The organism is Streptomyces sp. NPDC048436, from assembly GCF_043200355.1.
Lineage (GTDB): Bacteria > Actinomycetota > Actinomycetes > Streptomycetales > Streptomycetaceae > Streptomyces.
In genome coordinates, this window is record NZ_JBICXP010000016.1 from 82,433 (window position 1) to 99,456 (window position 17,024).

Genomic DNA, 17,024 nt, shown 5'->3' on the forward strand with positions numbered 1-17,024 from the left:
GGGGTTCACAGATCCCGGCGGTGCACGGTCACCACCGTGACGGCCACCGCGACCAGCGGCCACACCGCGAACACGATCCACGCCTCGGTGACCGACACCGGATATCTGTCCTGGGGGAAGGGGATCGAGGGGTTCACGACCAGCTCCTGCCACGCGGTGAGCGGCATCGCGTTGCCGATCTCCTTGACCCACCGGTAGGTCTCCCCCTGGAAGAGCGCGGGCAGCAGAAGCAGCGTCACCAGGGTCGTGACGACGGTGCCAGTGGCGTGCCGCACCAGCGCGCCGACCGCCATCCCGACCAGCGCGCACAGCGGCGCGAGCAGCGCGCCCGCAGCGACGGCCCGCAACGCGCCCGGATCGCCGAGCGAGAGCCCCCCGTGCTCCCGCAGGATCGCCTGCGTCACGCCGAACGACGCACCCGAGACGACCGTGCCGAGCACGAGCATGACCGCCACCACGACAGTCACCTTGGCCAGCACCACCGCGCGCCGGTCGGGGACGGCCGCGAACGTCGTACGGGCCAGACCGCTGGTGTACTCGCCGAAGACCGCGATGGCGCCGACACTGCCCGCGATGACCATGAAGATCTGCCAGGCGGGATCGACGAAGGCGGTCTGCAGGGGATCGAACCGCATATACGGTTCCAGGTCGTCCGGGGGCGGCGGCAGGTGCGCGAGGCGGTCGGCGTTGGACTGTGCGGAGTTCACATTGATCCCGATGACGACCAGCGCGCCGATGCCGAGAACCCAGTACGTGGAGCGCAGCGACCAGAGTTTGATCCACTCGGCGGCGATGAGGTCGCGGAAGCGGGCGCGGGGTTCCGCGGCGGCCGCGGATGCCGCGAGGGTGAGCGTCGTCATCGGGGCTCTCCTGCCAGGTATTCGGCGCTGTCGGCGGTGAGTTCCATGAACGCCTTCTCCAGGGAGGCGCCTCTGGTGGCCAGCTCGTGCAGCAACAGCCGGTGCTGGTGAGCGAGTTCACCGATGCGTGCCGCAGGAAGGCCGGTGACGGTGAGGACAGTGGACGCGTCACCGCCGTCCGTCTCCACCGACGCGCCCTCGGCCGTCAGCACGTCCCTCAGCCGCACGCCGTCCGGCGTACGCACGCTCACGCTGAGCCGGGTGCCCCGCGCGGCGAAGTCGGTGAGGCTCTCCGCCGCGATCAGCTCGCCCCGGCCGATGACGATGAGCTCATCGGCGGTGTTCTCCATCTCCGACATGAGGTGACTGGACACGAAGACGGTGCGGCCCTCGGCGGCAAGGCGCCTGAAGAGCCCGCGTACCCACAACACCCCCTCCGGATCAAGGCCGTTGAGGGGCTCGTCGAAGAGGAGCACCGGAGGGTCGCCCAGCAGCGCGGTGGCGATCCCCAGCCTCTGCCGCATCCCCAGCGAGAAGCCACCGGTGCGCCGCCGGGCGACCCCGGCGAGGCCGACCTCTCGCAGCACCTCCTCGACCCGGGCCCGCGGAATGCGGTTGCCGCGGGCCAGGGCGGCCAGGTGGGCCGCCGCCGTGCGCCCGCCGTGTACGTCGCCCGCGTCCAGGAGCGCGCCGACGTGGCGCAGGCCGCGGGGGCGGTCCCTGAAGGGGCGGCCGTCGATGGTCGCGGTTCCGCCGCTGGGGTCGACCAGGCCGAGCAGTATCCGCAGGGTGGTCGTCTTGCCCGCGCCGTTCGGGCCGAGGAACCCGGTGACCTGGCCGGGGCGCACGGTGAAACTCAGGTCCTTGACGGCGCTCTTGTCGCCGTACCGCTTCGTCAGTTCGTTGACTTCGATCACCCGGACCACGGTGCCGCCGACCGGGGCCGCGGAACATCGGGCCGTCGGCCACACCGGCGCGGGCTCCGGTAGCCCAAGGGTGTACGACCGTGGGCCAATACCCCCGCCGGGGAGAGGCACATACGATCGGCGCATGGACATCAAGCCAGGTCAGACGCTGCCCGCGGCGGGCCGGAGCAGGCTTGCGCCCAGGCGTCTGTGGTCGCCCGTGCGTACGGGCCTGGCCTGGAGCGGGGCCGCCATCTATCCGTTCGTCACGTACGTGACGTTCGACCACGGGAGGCAGGGCTTCGACGTCCCTATGGTCCTCGCGTCGAGCGCGCTCACGGTCGTGGTCGCCTCGCTGCTGCGGCGCAGACCACTGCCCGCCCTGGCCTTCCTGCTCCTCGGCGGGGTCGGGGCGACGATGGAGATGCGCACGACGGAAGTCAGCTATCTGCAGATCCTGGCCGGGGTCTGCGCCGTCGGCTATCTCGCGGCCACCCGGCCGCGCCGCACGTCGGTCACCGCCGCCCTCATGGCGTACGCGACACAGATGCTCTCCCTCTTCGGCTTCCCGGCCGACGACGGCTGCCACCCCGAGCAGTACGGGACCGCGGGTCAGTACGGGCCCGCCGGCCAGTACGGGCCTCCCAGCCAGTACGACATGAGCAGTTGCGCACCCTCCGAGTGGACCAGCAACAACGGCCAGACCGCCGTGTTCGTCGCCGTCGCCCTCATCGCCGCCTGGATGGCGGGCAGTTCGGCCCGCGAGCGCCGCACACACGCCGAGGCCCTGCGCGCCCAGGCCACCGCCCGCGCCGTCACCGCCGAACGACTGCGCATCGCGCGGGAGTTGCACGACATGATCGCGCACAGCATCGGCGTCATAGCCATCCAGGCGGGCGTGGGCAGCCGGGTCATCGCCACCCAGCCCGCCGAGGCCCGCAACGCGCTCACCACCATCGAGGCCACCAGCCGGGAGGCCCTCGCGGGGCTCCGCAGGACGCTGGTCGCGCTGCGGAAACCGGAGACCGAGGGCCCCGCGGACGCCGCGCCCCGTGAACCGGCGCCGGGGCTCGCCGACTTGGACCGTCTCGTGAACTCCGCATTGGATGCCGGGGTCCGCGCCGAGGTCCGGTGGCAGGGGGAGCGGGGGCCGCTGCCCGCCGACATCGACCTGGCCGCGTTCCGCATCCTTCAGGAGGCCCTCACCAATGTCGTACGCCACGCGGGAACGGACACCTGCCGGGTGACCGTCGAGCGGCGGGACGGCGAGCTGTCCCTGGGGGTCGAGGACGAGGGCCGCGGGGGTCTGCCCGCGGGCACCGGGTTCGGTCTGGCCGGGATGCGCGAGCGGGTCGCCCTGCTGGACGGCCGGTTCACCGCGGGACCGCGCCCTGAGGGCGGCTTCCGGGTGACGGCGCTGTTGCCCGTACCGAAGGAGGAGCGATGACCGACCACGCGGCTCACGCGGCTCGTGCTGTCCGCGTCGTCCTCGCCGACGACCAGCCCCTCGTCCGCGCGGGCCTGCGCGTCCTGATGGCCGACACCCCCGACATCGAGGTCGTGGGGGAGGCGGGAACGGGCGCCGAAGCGGTCCGTCTTGCCCGCGACGTACGCCCCGATGTCGTCGTGATGGACATCCGCATGCCCGGCATGGACGGCATCGAGGCCACCCGGCTGATCACGGCCGAGACCGGCACCGAGCCCGGCACCGACGCGACCCGCGTCCTCGTGCTCACCACCTTCGATGACGACGACTGCGTCTACGGAGCGCTGCGGGCGGGCGCGAGCGGATTCCTCGTCAAGGACATGGCACTTGAGGACATCCTCGCGGCGATCCACGTGGTGGCCACCGGCGACGGCCTGATCGCGCCGAGCGTCACCCGGCGCCTGATCGAGGAGTTCGCGGCGCGGCCCGAACCTGACCCCGCGCCGACGGCGCGCTCGACGGTCGACGGCATCACCGACCGCGAGCGCGAGGTGCTCACGCTGGTCGGCCGGGGACTGTCCAACGCGGAGATCGCGGCCGAACTCGTCATCGCCATGGCCACGGTCAAGGCGCATGTGGCGCGCCTCTTCACCAAGCTCGACTCCCGTGACCGCGTCCAACTGGTCATCATCGCGTACGAGTTGGGGCTCGTCGCACCGCCAGGCGGTAACACCCGGCGCGGCTGACCGTGCCAGTGGTCACTGGAAGTTTTACCGACGCGTAACTTCACACTTTCACTACTGGCTCGTAATTTGGCGTGTGCACGGCAACCTCGTGATCCGGATCACAGGGCTCACTCATCGCAACTCCCTTGAGCCGCAAGGAGATCACCCGATGCTGCCCTGGAGACGACCGCTCAGAGCGCTCGCCGCCGCCCTGCTCATGACGGGCGCGCTCACCCTCACCCCCGCCGCCACCGCGTACGCAGCCCCCTCGGTCACGTCGAGCGGCTGGAACGACTACGACTGCAAACCGTCCGCCGCCCACCCACGACCCGTGGTCCTCGTCCACGGCACCTTCGGCAACTCCGTCGACAACTGGCTCGTCCTCGCGCCCTACCTGGAGAGGCGCGGCTACTGCGTCTTCTCCCTCGACTACGGACAGCTGCCCGGCGTGCCGTTCTTCAACGGGCTCGGACCGATCGACAAGTCGGCCGAGCAGCTCGACGGCTTCGTCGACAAGGTGCTCGCCTCCACGGGCGCCACGAAGGCGGACCTCGTGGGCCACTCGCAGGGCGGCATGATGCCCCGCTACTACCTGAAGTTCCTCGGCGGCGCCCAGAAGGTGAACGCCCTGGTCGGCCTCGCCCCGGACAACCACGGCACCACGCTGCTCGGCTTCACCAAGCTGCTGCCCTACTTCCCGGGCATCAAGGACCTGCTCACCACCAAGACCCCGGGCCTCGCCGACCAGGTGGCAGGATCGCCGTTCCTGACCAAGCTCAACGAGGGCGGCGACACCGTCCCCGGCGTCCGCTACACCGTCATCGCCAGCAAGTACGACGAGGTGGTCACCCCGTACCGCACGCAGTTCCTGGACGGACCCGGCGTACGCAATGTGCTCGTCCAGGACCTGTGCTCCGTCGACCTCTCCGAACACGTGGCGATCGGGATCCTCGACCGGGTCGCCCACCACGAGGTCGCGAACGCCCTCGACCCGGCGCACGCGACACCGAGTACGTGCCTGTCCTGACCGGCGCGCGACGCCGGGCCGCCGCCTCCCGCTGACGCGCGGGGAGACGGCGGCCCGTGTGTGCTCTGCCGGTTCGGATCAGCGGCCGTGCCGCGCGCTGCGGCGGCGGGCCGTGCCGAACATGGCCGCGGCACCGATCGCGAGGGCGGCGGCGCCACCGATCGCGATGTACGGGGTGGTGCTGTCGCCGCCGGTCTCGGCGAGGTTCTCGTTCGCGGCCGCGGCGGGCTTCTCGGCGCCGCCGTTCACCTCGGGCTGATTGGCGGCGGCGTCGTCAGCGGCGGCCGGGGCCGCCTCGGAGGCGCCCGTCTTGGCGTCGCCGTCGCCGTGGCCGTGGTGCTCGACGGTCGACTTGTCGGCACCGGCCGCGATGTCCTTCTCGGAGGGCGCGGACGCGGTCGGCGCCGGGGCAGCGGCCTCGCCACCGCCGCTGTCCTTGCCGAAGACCACGTCGGAGCAGGTGTAGAAGGCCTCGGGGGAGTCCGAGCGCTGCCAGACCGAGTAGATCAGGTGACGGCCCGACTTGGCGGGGACCTTGCCGTCGAAGACGTAGTCGCCGTTCTCCATCTTCGGGTCGGCGACGTCCACGAAGGGCTTCTCCTCCAGGTCCGACCACTTCAGGGGCTTGGACGGGTCGTACGAGTCCTTCGTGATGTACAGCTCGAAGGAACCCTTGTGCGGGGCGGTGCCCTTGTAGCGGAAGGTGTGGTTGCCGCCGGACATCTTGCTGGACGGCCAGTCGGCGCGCGGCAGGTCGAGGCCCTTGTACTTGTCGTTGCCCGCGCTGCAGAGCTTCCCGTCGGGGATGATCTCCTTCGACTTGCCCGCGGCGTTGGCGATGTTCACGCCGTTCCAGTCGTAGAAGGCCTGCGCCCCGCTGGCCGCGACAGCCGCCTTGCAGGCAGCCGACTTCGGCGCCTCAGGGCCCTCCTGGAAGCACGCGGAGACACGGCTCACCGGGTCCGTCATCGAACCGTGCGCGGCGGCGGGGGCGGCCGACAGGGCGGTCAGGGCGAGCGGGGCGATGCCGGCGGCGGCGATCGCGGCGACTGTGCGACGTGCGGTCATGAGTGGTTCTCCTCAGCGGCGGTTCTGGGGGTGGGGGACACGAGACGGTTGCGAACGGCCGGTGCCGCCCCCCGAGTGCGTGCGGCGCCGACGGTTCGTAACCGGCCCGGCGACGAGAAAGCTAGCCGCTGAAATCCCCGAATTCGCCTGCTGGGAGGGGGTGATGGCGATCTTTATGGTCGACTTAAGGGAGCCCTCAGGCTCCCCTCAGGTCACGCCCGAATTGCCCTCACCTGATCCACCGGTAGCGCCGCTCCGGCCGCCCCGTCCCCCCGTACCGCAGCGTCACCTCGACCCGCCCCGTGTCCGCGAAGAACTCCAGGTAGCGGCGCGCGCTCACCCGGGAGAGGGCGCCCTCCTGCGCGCACTCCGATGCCGACAGCCCGCCCGGATGGCCCCGCAGCGTCTGCTCCACCAGGTCCGCGGTGTGCGCCGCGAGGCCCTTCGGGAGCTCCCTCGAACCGGGCGGCCGGGTGCCGAAGATCTGGTCCACGTCCTCCTGGCGCGCCTCGTCAAGCCCGTCGAGGCGGGCCCGCACCGCCGCCACGTGCCGCAACTGCTCCCGCAGCGCCGCCTGGTTGAACGGCTTGATCAGATAGTGCAGCGCGCCCGCCCGCAGCGCCGCCCGCACGATCTCCGCGTCCCGCGCCGCCGTGATGAACAGCGCGTCCAGCGGCTGCCGACCGCGGTCGCGCTCCTCGAAGGACCGCAACTGCCGCAGCACCTCGATGCCATCCATATCGGGCAGATACACATCAAGGAGTACGAGATCAGGGCGCGCCCGTTCCACCGCGGCCAGCGCCTCCGCACCGCTGTGCGCCACTCCCACCACCGAGAACCCGTCCACCGCGGACACATAACGGCTGTGCAGTTTGGCGACCATGAAGTCGTCGTCCACGACCAGCACCCTTGTCATCGCCGCAGGCTATGGGCGCGACCACAACGACCACAACGTCCGTTGATTCCGGAAGAGAGACAGCTTCTTAACGCGCAGGCAACATGTGGGCCACCTCACAGGTATCCCCGTCCCCGCGGACCGCCGGGTTCCCGCCCCCACAGGGAGCCCGGCCCCCCTCGGTCCGCCCCGTCAACCCCTACGTACCGACAGGTGGTGGCACACGTGCGCCTGCGCACACCCATGGCCCTGCTCGGGGCCGCACTGCTCGTGCTCGCGGGGCCGCCGCTGCTCACGACGGGCAGCGGCGCCGAGACCGGCACACAGATCCCCGGCCTGCGCCTCATGGTCCCCAACACACCGGGCGGCGGCTACGACATCACCGCCCGCACCGCGGCGAAGAACGCCGAGGACGCCGGACTCACCCACAACATCGAGGTGTTCAACCTGCCCGGCGCCGGCGGCACCGTCGGCCTCAGCCGCCTCGTCGGCGAACACGGCAACGGCAAGCTCGCCATGTCCATGGGCCTGGGAGTCGTGGGCGCCGCCCGCTCCAACCACTCGCCCAAGACCCTCGCCGACACCACCCCCATCGCCCGCCTCACCGAAGAGCCGGACGTCGTCGTGGTCGCCAAGGACTCCCCGTACAAGAACATCAAGCAGCTCGTCACCGCCTGGAAGAAGAACCCCGGCAAACTCCCCGTCGGCGGCGGCTCGTCCCCCGGCGGCCCCGACCACCTCGCCCCGATGCTGATGGCACGCGCCGCCGGAATCGCCCCGAAGAAGGTCAACTACGTCCCCTTCGACGGCGGCGGCGAACTCCTCGCGTCCATCCTCGGCAAGAAGGTCGCCTTCGGCGTCTCCGGCGTCGGCGAGTACCTCGACCAGATCAAGTCGGGCGAACTGCGGCTGCTCGCGTCCACCGGACCCGAACGGGTCGAGGGCCTGGACGGCCCCACCCTCAAGGAGTCCGGCTACGACGTGGACTTCACCAACTGGCGCGGCATCGTCGCCCCGCCCGGCCTCTCCGACGCGGAACGGAAGAAGCTCACCGTCCTGGTCAGGAAGCTCCACGACTCCCCTCAGTGGCGCAAGTCCCTCAAGACCAACCGCTGGGACGACGCCTTCCTGACCGGTGACAAGTTCGGCGACTTCCTGGCCGCCCAGGACAAGAGCGTGGTGTCCGTGCTGAAGGAGCTGGGACTGTGACGACGACGACCGAAACCCCGCCCGACGAGCACGGCGGCAGCCGCCGCACCTGGCTGCGCGAACACTCCGAACTCGGCGTCTGCGTCATGCTGCTCGCCCTCGGCGTCCTCGTCCTCACCGACGCCCTCACCATGGACGTCGAGATCACCCAGCGCGGCCCCATCGGCCCCAAGACGGTCCCGATCGCCGTCGGCATCGGGCTCCTGGTCGTCGCCGTGCTCCTCGCGATCGACGTCCTGCGCGGCGGACGCGGCGAAGCCGAGGGCGGCGAGGACATCGACCTGTCCGAACCCGCCGACTGGCGCACCGTGCTGCTCCTCGCCGGAGTCTTCCTCGGCGCCGCCGTCCTCATCGAACCGCTCGGCTTCCCCATCGCGGGCGCCCTGCTGTTCTGGGGCGCGGCGTACGCCCTCGGCAGCCGTCATCTGGACCGCGACCCGCTCATCGCCGCCGGGCTCTCCCTCATCACGTACGTCGTCTTCAACAACCTGCTCGGGGTGCCGCTGCCCGGCGGGCCGCTGATGGGAGTGCTGTGACATGAACGCCTTCAACTCCCTGATGGACGGCTTCGGCACGGCCCTCACCCCGATGAACCTGCTCTGGGCCGCCGTCGGCGTGCTCCTTGGTACCGCGATCGGCGTCCTGCCCGGCATCGGCCCCGCGATGGCGGTGGCACTCCTGCTCCCCGTGACGTACGGCCTGGAACCGACCGGCGCGTTCATCATGTTCGCCGGCATCTACTACGGAGCGATGTTCGGCGGCTCCACCACCTCCATCCTCCTGAACACCCCGGGCGAGAGCGCGGCGGTGGTGGCGGCGATGGAAGGCAACCCGATGGCCAAGTCCGGCCGGGGCGCACAGGCGCTCGCGGCCGCGGCCATCGGCCACTTCGCGGGCGGCATCATCGGCACGACCCTCCTCGTGGCGCTCGCGCCGACGGTCGCCGACCTCGCGGTCGACATCGGGGCACCCGACTACTTCGCCATCATGGTGCTCGCGTTCATCGCCGTGACGTCGGTACTCGGCTCCTCCCGCGTACGAGGACTGGCCTCACTCCTCATCGGCCTCACCCTCGGCCTGGTCGGCCTCGACCAGATGACCGGGCAGCAGCGCCTGACCTTCGGATCGCTCCAACTCGCCGACGGCATCGACGTGGTGATCGTCGCCGTGGGCCTCTTCGCGATCGGCGAGGCCCTGTGGGTCGCGGCCCACCTGCGGCGCACCAGCGGCGAGGCGATCCCCGTCGGCCGCCCCTGGCTCGGCAAGTCCGACCTGAAGCGCACCTGGAAGTCCTGGCTGCGCGGCCCGCTCATCGGCTTCCCCTTCGGCGCGATCCCCGCCGGCGGCGCGGAGATCCCCACCTTCCTCTCCTACGTCACCGAGAAGCGCCTGTCCAAGCACAAGGAGGAGTGGGGCAAGGGCGCCATCGAGGGAGTGGCGGGCCCGGAATCGGCGTCCTCGGCATCGGCCGCGGGAACCCTCGTCTCCATGCTGACGCTTGGCCTGCCCACGACAGCGGTGGCGGCAGTGATGCTCGCCGCCTTCCAGCAGTACGGAATCCAGCCCGGCCCGCTCCTCTTCGAACGCGAACCGGACCTGGTCTGGGGCCTGATCGCGTCCCTCTTCGTGGGCATGGTCCTGCTCCTGGCCCTGAACCTGCCGCTGGCCCCGGTCTGGGCGAAACTGCTCCGGATCCCAAGGCCCTACCTCTACGCGGGAATTCTCTTCTTCGCGGCGGTGGGCGCGTACGCGGTGGGCGGCGAGGCACTGGACCTGGTGATCCTGCTGATCATCGGCCTGATCGGCTTCGGCATGCGCCGCTACGGCCTGCCGGTCCTGCCCGCGGTCATCGGCGTCATCCTCGGCCCGAACGCCGAACAACAGCTGCGCCGCGCCCTGCAGATCAGCGACGGCAGCGTGCGGGGCCTGTTCGACACGCCCTTCTCGATCACGGTGTACGCGATCATCGCGCTGATCGTGCTCTGGCCGCTCCTGAAGAAGGTACTGGTGCGGGGGCGGGGCGGTGACGTAGACGTAAAGGCATGACCGAGCCTGACGACATCCGCCCCGCCGCCACCGCCGACGTCCCCGCCGTGAAGGCGGTGACGGACGCGGCGTACCACCCCTACATCGAGCGCATCGGTGTCGTGCCCGTCCCCATGGAGGCGGACCACGCGGGGGAGGTGGCGGCGGGGCGGGTGTATGTCACAGGGGACCCGGTCGTGGGCGTCCTGGTCCTCGTCCCGCACGAGGACCACCTGTTCCTCGACAGCATCGCCGTCCACCCCGAGGCTGCGGGCCAGGGCGTGGGCCGCCGCCTGCTGGCGTTCGTGGACGCACGCGCGCGTGCGCTGGGCCTCCCCGAGGTGCGTCTCTACACCAACGCGATGATGTGGGAGAACCAAGCGATCTACCCGCGGTACGGATACGAGATGGTGGAGCGCAGGGTGGACGGCCCGTACGACCGCCTCCACTACCGGAAGAGGCTCTGAATCGTCCCTCGCCCCCGGGCTCTCACCCGTCCGGCCACCAGGTCCGCTGGATGTCCTTGCGGACCTCGGGTCGTTCACGGGGCTTCTCCTCGCCCTCGCACTTCTCCCGGATCTGCCGATTGGTGGGCTTACCGACGGTCTTGTGCACGGTCACACGGCGCATGGCTGCCTCCCTGTACTACCGATGTCCAAGGTGGGACGGCTGTAGACCTCTGCGGGGAGGGTTTCTCATCCGAGATGGGATTGTCAGTGGCGGATGTCACGATCGGGGCATGGGGATCGATTGGGACAGAGCCGCGGCCACCTTTGACGACGAGCCGGACCACGGACTGCGGGACCCCGCGGTGCGGGAGGCGTGGGCGGAGCGGTTGCGGGACTGGTTGCCCGAGGCCGCGGGCGACGTTCTCGACCTGGGCTGCGGCACCGGGAGCCTCTCCTTGCTCGCCGCCGAGCACGGTCACCGTGTCACGGCGGTCGACCTGTCGCCGGACATGGTGGAACGGGCCCGCGAGAAGCTGTCCGGGCACGAGGCGGAGGTCCTGCTCGGTGACGCGGACACGCCTCCGGTGGAGGGGCGGCGCTTCGACGTGGTCCTGGTCCGGCACGTGCTGTGGATGCTGCCCGACCCGGAGGCGACGCTGCGGCACTGGTGCGGGCTCCTGAGGCCGGGAGGGCGGCTGGTCCTGATCGAAGGCGTGTGGGGCACCACGACCCTCTCCGGCATCCCGGCGGACCGACTGATCCGCGCGCTGACCCCGATGGTCACCCGGCTCCACTCCGAGCGCCTCTCGGGCGACGCGCGGCTGTGGGGGAGGCCCGTGGAGGACGAGCGGTACGCCCTGGTGGGCGTGGTCCCGACCGCACCGCCGCGGCACAAGGAGATCGTGGACGTCCACCTCATCCTCCGCCGCGGCGACGAGGTGCTGCTGGCTCGACGAGCCAACACGGGTTACGCGGACGGCCTGTTGCACGTCCCCTTCGGCCACGTGGAGGCCGGCGAGGACGTCCGCGCCGCCCTCATCCGCGAGGCGAGGGAGGAGATCGGCCTGGCCCTCACCCCGCAGGACGTCAGCGCCGAACTGGTCCTCCAGCACCGGGGCCCGTCCGAGAACCCCCGCATCGGCTGGTTCTTCGAGGCGGAGTACGGAGCGGGCGGCGAACCGTTCAACGCGGAGCCCGACAAGTGCGAGGAGCTCGGCTGGTACGGGATGGACGCCCTGCCGGACGACATGGTGGCGTACTGCAGGGCGGGGCTCGAGGCGTGGCGGGCGGGGGAGCGGTTCGCCCTGCACTGGCAGGAGGAGGGGGACCGCGTCGCCCATGATCCGGGGGGTGCGGGGCGGGCGGCTTCTCTCGGGGCGGCGCGAGGGGTCCACCACGTGGAGCTCTGGGTGCCGGAATTCGCCGAGGCGGAGAGGTCGTGGGGCTGGCTGCTCGAAGAGCTGGGACACGTCCCCGAGCAGAGGTGGGCGCGGGGGCGCAGCTGGCGGCGAGGCGCGAGCTACGTGGTGCTCGAGCAGTCGCCGGACATGCGGAGCGGGGCGCATGACCGGCGGTCGCCCGGGTTGAACCATCTGGCATTCCACGTGGCGAGCCGGGCGGAACTCGACCGGCTGGTGGCCGAAGGCCCCGACCACGGCTGGTCCTTGCTGTTCCCGGAGAGGCATCCGCACGCCGGCGGCGCGGGGCACCGCGCGGCGTACTTGGAGGACGCGGCCGGATATGAGGTGGAGCTCGTGGCCGGGGGGTGATCCCCCCGGCCAGTGTTCGTTGTCAGTGGCCTTCGGGGGGTTCGAGGTTCGTGGGCGGCGGGGAGAGGGGGAGGCCTTTGTGGGCTCGGTGTTCCAGGTCGTCCAGGGCCGACAGTGCTGCCTTCGCCGCCGCCGGGTCGCGTTCGGTGAGGCCGCTTTCCGTGAACTCGTCCTCGTCCAGGCGGATGATCGTCGTGGCGTCAGCCGAGCACCACAGGTCCAGGTCCAGGTCCTCCACCGTCACCGTGGAGCCGTCCCGTACCGCGGGGCGCGTGATGTCGCAGTACCAGCCCTTCAGGGTGCCCGTGGACGTGCGGACCTCCTTCACGGCGTACCAGCGATCTCGCCAGTAGTGCTCCGTGAAGACATCGCCGGGCTCGAAGCGTACGAAGCCGAAGTCCCGTACTCCGGCGGCCGCCCATGGCGCGCGGACCGTCACCACGATGCCGTCGTCAGAGAGGACTTCCGCCGGGTAGCGGATCTTCGTGCGGCCCGCCTTCATCAGGACGACCTCCACCGTGTCAGCCGAGGCTTCGTACATGGCGTACCTCCGTCGCGCAGATCTCGTAGCCGAACCACTTGTTGATCGCCAGCATCGGCTCGTTGCCCGCGTCGTTGCCGGTGAACGCCTCGGTGCAGCCGGCGGCCCGTGCCCGGTGCAGCGAGTCGTTCTTGGCGAGCTTGGCAAGGCCGCGTCCGCGGAAGGCGCGTCCGGTGCCGGTCATGCCGCTCGCGTAGCGCGACGCGTCGTCCGTGCGGGCCAGGGTGAAGGCGGCGGGGCGGCCGTCCACCACGGCCACCGTGGTCAGCTCGCGGTTCACCAAGGGGTGGCTCCAGGTCTCGGTGAGCCAGTGCTCGTAGTCCGTGAACTCCGATGCCACATCGCTCGGTTCGTCCGCTACGGTCTCCGCGTCCAGCTCGAAGAGCGCGCGTGGGTCGTCCCCGAACGACGCTCCCGTGCGCAACTCCACGCCAACCGGCGGCTCTTGGCGGTGCGGGAGCGCGCCGTCCGCCAGGTCGAGGCGGAGGAAATGGGCGCCGCGGCTCGCGCGGTAGCCGCGTGCGGAGGCGAAGGCGCGGTTCTCGGGCTCGTCCAGCACCCAGGAGAAGACCGTAGAGACCCCCTCGGCCGCCAGATACTCCTCCGCCGTCCGCAGGATCAGGGATCCCGCGCCGATTCCGCGCCCGTCGGGCAGTACGTAGACGTTGGCGAAGCCCTGGCCCGGTTCGGGGCTGTCATGGGCGACGCCCACCTGCGCCGTGCCGATGATCTCTCCGTCGCTCTCGGCGACCAACTGGCTGTAGCGGGAGGCTGGATGGGCGTGTGCCAGGTCGAACATGACGGAGTCGGCGGTGGAGAGCATGGCGGGTACGCAGGCGCGGCGGACTACGGCGAACGCCTCGGCGTCCGGTCTGTGGCCGGGGCGCAAGGCGCGGACTAGGACGGTCATGGGGCCGCACGCTACGCGCGGAGCATGCCTGGGTGCCTCCGATTTTCCGCGGGTGCGGGACAATCGCCGCGTGACGTTGAAGATCGAGATCGAGAGCGACGGGGCCGGTGCGGGCGCGAGTGGCGTGCCGGTCTACGAGCAGGTGCGGGCCCAGATCGCCGGACAGGCGCGGGGCGGAACGCTGCCGGTGGGCTACAAGCTGCCGACCGTGCGGGGGCTTGCCCAGGAGCTGGGGCTCGCCGCCAATACGGTGGCCAAGGCGTATCGGGCGCTTGAGGCGGACGGGGTGATCGAGACGCGGGGGCGTCATGGGACGTTCGTCGCCGCCGCGGGGGACGCTGCCGCGCGGGAGGCTTCGGCTGCCGCCCAGGCTTTTGCCGAGCGGGCTCGGCGGCTCGGCCTCTCCGAGGCGTCGGCGCTGGCCGCTGCGCGGGAGGCTTTGCGGGCTGCTTATGGGGACTCGGGGTGAGTGGCCCCCCCCGGGGGCGGCGGGTCCGCCCGCAACAGGAGCGCCTACAGATAGAGCCCCGCGTCCGCCCCCTCCCGGGGATCCGGGACCGACGTAGGTGATGTCCCGCGCCGCAGCGCGTACAGCTCCGCCAGCGTCGCGCCCTCGCGAGGAATCCCCTCCTCCGTGCCGAGCCAGTCCACCGACTCGGCCCGGGTCAGGGACCCGACCTCGATCCGGGCGAGGCAGCGGCCGGGGCGGACCACCGCGGGGTGGAGGCGTTCCAGGTCTTCGTTGGTGGTCACGCCGACCAGGACGTTGCGGCCCTGCCCGAGGAGTCCGTCCGTCAGGTTCAGGAGCCGCGACAGGGCCTGCCCCGCGGTGTGCTTCGCCTCGCCGCGGATCAACTCGTCGCAGTCCTCGAGGAGAAGCAGCCGCCAGCGCCCCTTCGTCGTACCGTCGTCCTCGCCGATCGCGATGTCCATCAGATAGCCGACGTCGTTGAACAGCCGCTCCGGGTCAAGGACACAGTCCACCTGGCACCAGTCACGCCAGGACCGCGCCAGCGTCCGCAGCGCCGACGTCTTGCCCGTGCCGGGCGGGCCGTGCAGGAGCAGGAGACGGCCCGAGATGTCCTCGGGGCCCGTCTTCATCAGGGAGTCCATGGCCTCGGCGACCGGCTCCGTGTAGTTCTCCCGCACCTCCTCCCACGTACCGGCGGCGATCTGCCGCGTGGTGCGGTGCGGGCCGCGCCGCGGGGAGACGTACCAGAACCCCATGGTCACGTTGTCCGGCTGCGGTTCGGGCTCGTCCTGCGCGCCGTCCGTGGCCTGCTTCAGGACCTTCTCCGCGAGGTCGGAACTCGTCGCCGTCACGGTGACGTCCGCGCCGCGGTTCCAGCGGGAGATCAGGAGCGTCCAGCCGTCGCCCTCGGCCAGCGTCGCGCTGCGGTCGTCGTCGCGGGCCGCCCGCAGCACCGTCGCACCCGGTGGCAGCAGCGTGGAACCGGACTTGACGCGGTCGATGTTGGAACTGTGCGAGAAGGGCTGCTCGCCGGTGGCGAAGCGGCCGAGGAAGAGGGCGTCCACGACATCCGACGGGGAGTCGCTGTCGTCTACGTTGAGCCGGATCGGCAGGGTGTCCTGAGGGTTCGCAGACATGCCGCCATGATCCGGCACACAAGTGCCCTTGTGCATCCTTGTTTCCGTACTCGGTCCTGCTCCGTTCAGGTACCGGCCCGCGTACGCCCTGTTGCAAAGCTGTGGTACGGAACCTGTCCCACCGCCAACCGCCCCCGATACTCTTGCCCCTGATGGGACGTCATGGGTGGAATTCGGGGGCACTGCGGTGGCGGCTCACCGCGCTGCTCGGAGTTGGTGTGGCCGCACTGGCCCTGGTCCTGACCGTCATCACCACGCTTCCCGGTGACGGCACGGGCACCAAGGGCACCACGCGGGACGGGGACAAGGTGCACGGCACCCCCGCCGTCCCGCCCGACGAGGCGAAGCCGGCCGTGGGCTGGGGCTTCACCCACACCCAGTTCAGCGCGGACGAGGGTGGTACGGCCGCCACGGAGCGCGCCGAGGAGATGCTCGCGGACCGCTCGCGCCCGCTGCCGCAGATCCAGCACATCATGGGCTGGGGTGCGGGCAACCCCGAGCCGGTCAAGGGCCGTTACGACTTCGCGGAGATGGACCGGCGACTGGACTTCATCCGCGCCACCGACGGGACGCCGGTCGTCACCCTGTGCTGCTCCCCGGACTGGATGAAGGGCGGCGAGCCCGGCTCGGGCAAGACCGACTGGAGCCAGCAGGCCCTGGAGACGGCCCCGGACCGCGCCCACTACAAGGACTTCGCCAAGCTCGCGGCGACCGTGGCCAAGCGCTATCCGGACGTACGCCACTTCATCGTCTGGAACGAGTTCAAGGGCTTCTGGAGCAACGAGAAGGCCCGCTGGGACTACGAGGGCTACACCGAGCTCTACAACCTGGTCTACAAGGAGCTCAAGAAGGTCAACAAGGACATCATGGTCGGCGGCCCCTACCTCGTCATGGACAGCCTCGACCCGCGCCAGACCGAGGATGCGTCCACGGAGGTCAAGGGCCCCTGGGGCCGCATGGACCAGCGGGTCCTCGACGCCTTCGACTACTGGAACAAGAACAAGACGGGCGCGGACTTCGTCGTCGTGGACGGCTCCAGCTACACCGCCGACGACGAGATGCTGCCCGACGAGTTCAAGGCCACGGACAAGCTCACGGCCGTCGGCAAGTGGGTGCGCGGGCGTACCGGCGACCTGCCGCTGTGGTGGGCCGAGTACTACGTGGAGCCGGGCGACAGCAACGACGACCGCGACGGCTGGTCCGAGCCGCACCGCGTCGCCGTGCAGGCCGGCGGCCTGATGGCGATGGCGCGCGGCGGCGCGAGCAGCGGCTTCTACTGGAATCCGCAGAACAAGGGCGAGCGCTGCGCGGGATGCCTGTGGCGCTCCACCCAGCTCTCCGACGGCGGCACCGAGTTGCCGATGCTGAAGTTGCTGGCGCGGTTCAACGAAGAGTTCACGCCCGGGAGTACGTACGAGAAGGTCTCCGTCGCCGCCGACGACGTACCCAACGTACGGGTGCTGGCCGACGAGAAGACGGTGCTCGTCGTGAACACCCTCGACCGGCCGATCAGCGCGAAGGTCGACGGGAAGCGGTTCGGGATGAAGGGGTACGAGGTGAAGTGGCTGAAGCGGTGAGCCGCTTCAGCCACTTGTCGCCTCTCCCGG

18 protein-coding genes are annotated in these 17,024 nt (G+C 70.7%); 10 read left to right on the forward strand and 8 right to left on the reverse strand.

All coding sequences use genetic code 11. The features are described from left to right. Window positions 1-5: 5 nt before the first annotated feature. Window positions 6-860 (reverse strand): ABC transporter permease, encoded by an 855-nt coding sequence (locus ACGFX9_RS35785; protein ID WP_393483142.1) that lies wholly within the window; start codon window positions 858-860, stop codon window positions 6-8. Further along, a complete protein-coding gene (locus ACGFX9_RS35790) occupies window positions 857-1,777 on the reverse strand; it encodes an ATP-binding cassette domain-containing protein (RefSeq protein ID WP_393483144.1) in 921 nt (306 codons plus the stop codon). Before ACGFX9_RS35790 ends, ACGFX9_RS35785 begins: the two co-directional genes overlap by 4 nt. A 133-nt stretch (window positions 1,778-1,910) precedes the next feature. On the opposite strand from ACGFX9_RS35790, the gene ACGFX9_RS35795 reads away from it, so the two are divergent. The 3 genes from ACGFX9_RS35795 to ACGFX9_RS35805 all read left to right on the forward strand — a co-directional run bounded on the left by ACGFX9_RS35795 (window position 1,911) and on the right by ACGFX9_RS35805 (window position 4,943). Further along, on the forward strand, window positions 1,911-3,212 hold the full coding sequence (locus ACGFX9_RS35795; protein ID WP_393483147.1) for a sensor histidine kinase: 1,302 nt from the start codon (window positions 1,911-1,913) through the stop codon (window positions 3,210-3,212). Then, on the forward strand, window positions 3,209-3,937 hold the full coding sequence (locus ACGFX9_RS35800) for a response regulator (protein WP_393483149.1): 729 nt from the start codon (window positions 3,209-3,211) through the stop codon (window positions 3,935-3,937). The genes ACGFX9_RS35795 and ACGFX9_RS35800 overlap by 4 nt, the downstream gene beginning before the upstream one ends. A gap of 148 nt (window positions 3,938-4,085) precedes the next feature. Further along, window positions 4,086-4,943, forward strand: coding sequence for an esterase/lipase family protein (locus tag ACGFX9_RS35805; protein WP_393483152.1), 858 nt, complete (start codon window positions 4,086-4,088; stop codon window positions 4,941-4,943). 78 nt (window positions 4,944-5,021) lie between these two features. Here ACGFX9_RS35805 and ACGFX9_RS35810 read toward each other — a convergent pair whose 3' ends face one another. Continuing rightward, window positions 5,022-6,011, reverse strand: a complete 990-nt coding sequence (locus ACGFX9_RS35810) for a lytic polysaccharide monooxygenase (RefSeq protein WP_393483154.1) — start codon at window positions 6,009-6,011, stop codon at window positions 5,022-5,024. Window positions 6,012-6,240: 229 nt separating this feature from the next. Then, window positions 6,241-6,927 carry a response regulator gene (locus ACGFX9_RS35815; protein ID WP_393483157.1) on the reverse strand — a complete coding sequence of 229 codons (687 nt, stop codon included), beginning with the start codon at window positions 6,925-6,927 and terminating at the stop codon, window positions 6,241-6,243. Between the two features lie 204 nt (window positions 6,928-7,131). Here ACGFX9_RS35815 and ACGFX9_RS35820 point away from each other — a divergent pair, with 204 nt between their 5' ends. The 4 genes from ACGFX9_RS35820 to ACGFX9_RS35835 are packed head-to-tail and all read left to right on the forward strand — an operon-like array spanning window position 7,132 to window position 10,607. Next, on the forward strand, window positions 7,132-8,115 hold the full coding sequence (locus ACGFX9_RS35820) for a Bug family tripartite tricarboxylate transporter substrate binding protein (RefSeq protein ID WP_393483388.1): 984 nt from the start codon (window positions 7,132-7,134) through the stop codon (window positions 8,113-8,115). Further along, the gene (locus ACGFX9_RS35825; RefSeq protein WP_393483161.1) at window positions 8,112-8,651 is read left to right on the forward strand and encodes a tripartite tricarboxylate transporter TctB family protein; all 540 of its coding nucleotides are present in this window, start codon (window positions 8,112-8,114) and stop codon (window positions 8,649-8,651) included. Before ACGFX9_RS35820 ends, ACGFX9_RS35825 begins: the two co-directional genes overlap by 4 nt. Before the next feature lies 1 nt (window position 8,652). Next, a complete protein-coding gene (locus ACGFX9_RS35830) occupies window positions 8,653-10,161 on the forward strand; it encodes a tripartite tricarboxylate transporter permease (RefSeq protein WP_393483164.1) in 1,509 nt (502 codons plus the stop codon). Further along, on the forward strand, window positions 10,158-10,607 hold the full coding sequence (locus ACGFX9_RS35835; RefSeq protein ID WP_393483167.1) for a GNAT family N-acetyltransferase: 450 nt from the start codon (window positions 10,158-10,160) through the stop codon (window positions 10,605-10,607). Before ACGFX9_RS35830 ends, ACGFX9_RS35835 begins: the two co-directional genes overlap by 4 nt. 22 nt (window positions 10,608-10,629) lie before the next feature. Here the strand turns inward: ACGFX9_RS35835 and ACGFX9_RS35840 are convergent, their stop codons facing one another. After that, window positions 10,630-10,770, reverse strand: a complete 141-nt coding sequence (locus ACGFX9_RS35840; protein WP_393483170.1) for a hypothetical protein — start codon at window positions 10,768-10,770, stop codon at window positions 10,630-10,632. A 109-nt stretch (window positions 10,771-10,879) separates the two neighbouring features. On the opposite strand from ACGFX9_RS35840, the gene ACGFX9_RS35845 reads away from it, so the two are divergent. Beyond that, window positions 10,880-12,358, forward strand: a complete 1,479-nt coding sequence (locus tag ACGFX9_RS35845; protein WP_393483173.1) for a trifunctional class I SAM-dependent methyltransferase/NUDIX hydrolase/VOC family protein — start codon at window positions 10,880-10,882, stop codon at window positions 12,356-12,358. Window positions 12,359-12,380: 22 nt separating this feature from the next. On the opposite strand, the gene ACGFX9_RS35850 is transcribed toward ACGFX9_RS35845, so the two are convergent. Next, window positions 12,381-12,899 carry a DUF402 domain-containing protein gene (locus ACGFX9_RS35850; protein WP_393483175.1) on the reverse strand — a complete coding sequence of 173 codons (519 nt, stop codon included), beginning with the start codon at window positions 12,897-12,899 and terminating at the stop codon, window positions 12,381-12,383. Continuing rightward, window positions 12,880-13,809, reverse strand: coding sequence for a GNAT family N-acetyltransferase (locus ACGFX9_RS35855; RefSeq protein ID WP_393483178.1), 930 nt, complete (start codon window positions 13,807-13,809; stop codon window positions 12,880-12,882). Before ACGFX9_RS35855 ends, ACGFX9_RS35850 begins: the two co-directional genes overlap by 20 nt. A gap of 70 nt (window positions 13,810-13,879) precedes the next feature. On the opposite strand from ACGFX9_RS35855, the gene ACGFX9_RS35860 reads away from it, so the two are divergent. Further along, the gene (locus ACGFX9_RS35860; protein ID WP_393483181.1) at window positions 13,880-14,278 is read left to right on the forward strand and encodes a GntR family transcriptional regulator; all 399 of its coding nucleotides are present in this window, start codon (window positions 13,880-13,882) and stop codon (window positions 14,276-14,278) included. A 44-nt stretch (window positions 14,279-14,322) separates the two neighbouring features. Here ACGFX9_RS35860 and ACGFX9_RS35865 read toward each other — a convergent pair whose 3' ends face one another. Further along, window positions 14,323-15,417 (reverse strand): DUF5925 domain-containing protein, encoded by a 1,095-nt coding sequence (locus tag ACGFX9_RS35865; protein ID WP_393483184.1) that lies wholly within the window; start codon window positions 15,415-15,417, stop codon window positions 14,323-14,325. 152 nt (window positions 15,418-15,569) lie between these two features. Here ACGFX9_RS35865 and ACGFX9_RS35870 point away from each other — a divergent pair, with 152 nt between their 5' ends. After that, on the forward strand, window positions 15,570-16,994 hold the full coding sequence (locus ACGFX9_RS35870) for a xylan 1,4-beta-xylosidase (RefSeq protein WP_393483187.1): 1,425 nt from the start codon (window positions 15,570-15,572) through the stop codon (window positions 16,992-16,994). The last annotated feature ends 30 nt before the right edge of the window (window positions 16,995-17,024 follow it).

Bases quoted from the DNA above. Each gene is read 5' to 3' on its own strand.
- ACGFX9_RS35785 (WP_393483142.1), bottom strand. From the start codon at position 860: ATGACGACGCTCACCCTCGCGGCATCCGCGGCCGCCGCGGAACCCCGC.
- ACGFX9_RS35795 (WP_393483147.1), top strand. From the start codon at position 1,911: ATGGACATCAAGCCAGGTCAGACGCTGCCCGCGGCGGGCCGGAGCAGG.
- ACGFX9_RS35800 (WP_393483149.1), top strand. From the start codon at position 3,209: ATGACCGACCACGCGGCTCACGCGGCTCGTGCTGTCCGCGTCGTCCTC.
- ACGFX9_RS35805 (WP_393483152.1), top strand. From the start codon at position 4,086: ATGCTGCCCTGGAGACGACCGCTCAGAGCGCTCGCCGCCGCCCTGCTC.
- ACGFX9_RS35810 (WP_393483154.1), bottom strand. From the start codon at position 6,011: ATGACCGCACGTCGCACAGTCGCCGCGATCGCCGCCGCCGGCATCGCC.
- ACGFX9_RS35815 (WP_393483157.1), bottom strand. From the start codon at position 6,927: ATGACAAGGGTGCTGGTCGTGGACGACGACTTCATGGTCGCCAAACTG.
- ACGFX9_RS35830 (WP_393483164.1), top strand. From the start codon at position 8,653: ATGAACGCCTTCAACTCCCTGATGGACGGCTTCGGCACGGCCCTCACC.
- ACGFX9_RS35835 (WP_393483167.1), top strand. From the start codon at position 10,158: ATGACCGAGCCTGACGACATCCGCCCCGCCGCCACCGCCGACGTCCCC.
- ACGFX9_RS35840 (WP_393483170.1), bottom strand. From the start codon at position 10,770: ATGCGCCGTGTGACCGTGCACAAGACCGTCGGTAAGCCCACCAATCGG.
- ACGFX9_RS35845 (WP_393483173.1), top strand. From the start codon at position 10,880: ATGGGGATCGATTGGGACAGAGCCGCGGCCACCTTTGACGACGAGCCG.
- ACGFX9_RS35850 (WP_393483175.1), bottom strand. From the start codon at position 12,899: ATGTACGAAGCCTCGGCTGACACGGTGGAGGTCGTCCTGATGAAGGCG.
- ACGFX9_RS35855 (WP_393483178.1), bottom strand. From the start codon at position 13,809: ATGACCGTCCTAGTCCGCGCCTTGCGCCCCGGCCACAGACCGGACGCC.
- ACGFX9_RS35865 (WP_393483184.1), bottom strand. From the start codon at position 15,417: ATGTCTGCGAACCCTCAGGACACCCTGCCGATCCGGCTCAACGTAGAC.
- ACGFX9_RS35870 (WP_393483187.1), top strand. From the start codon at position 15,570: ATGGGACGTCATGGGTGGAATTCGGGGGCACTGCGGTGGCGGCTCACC.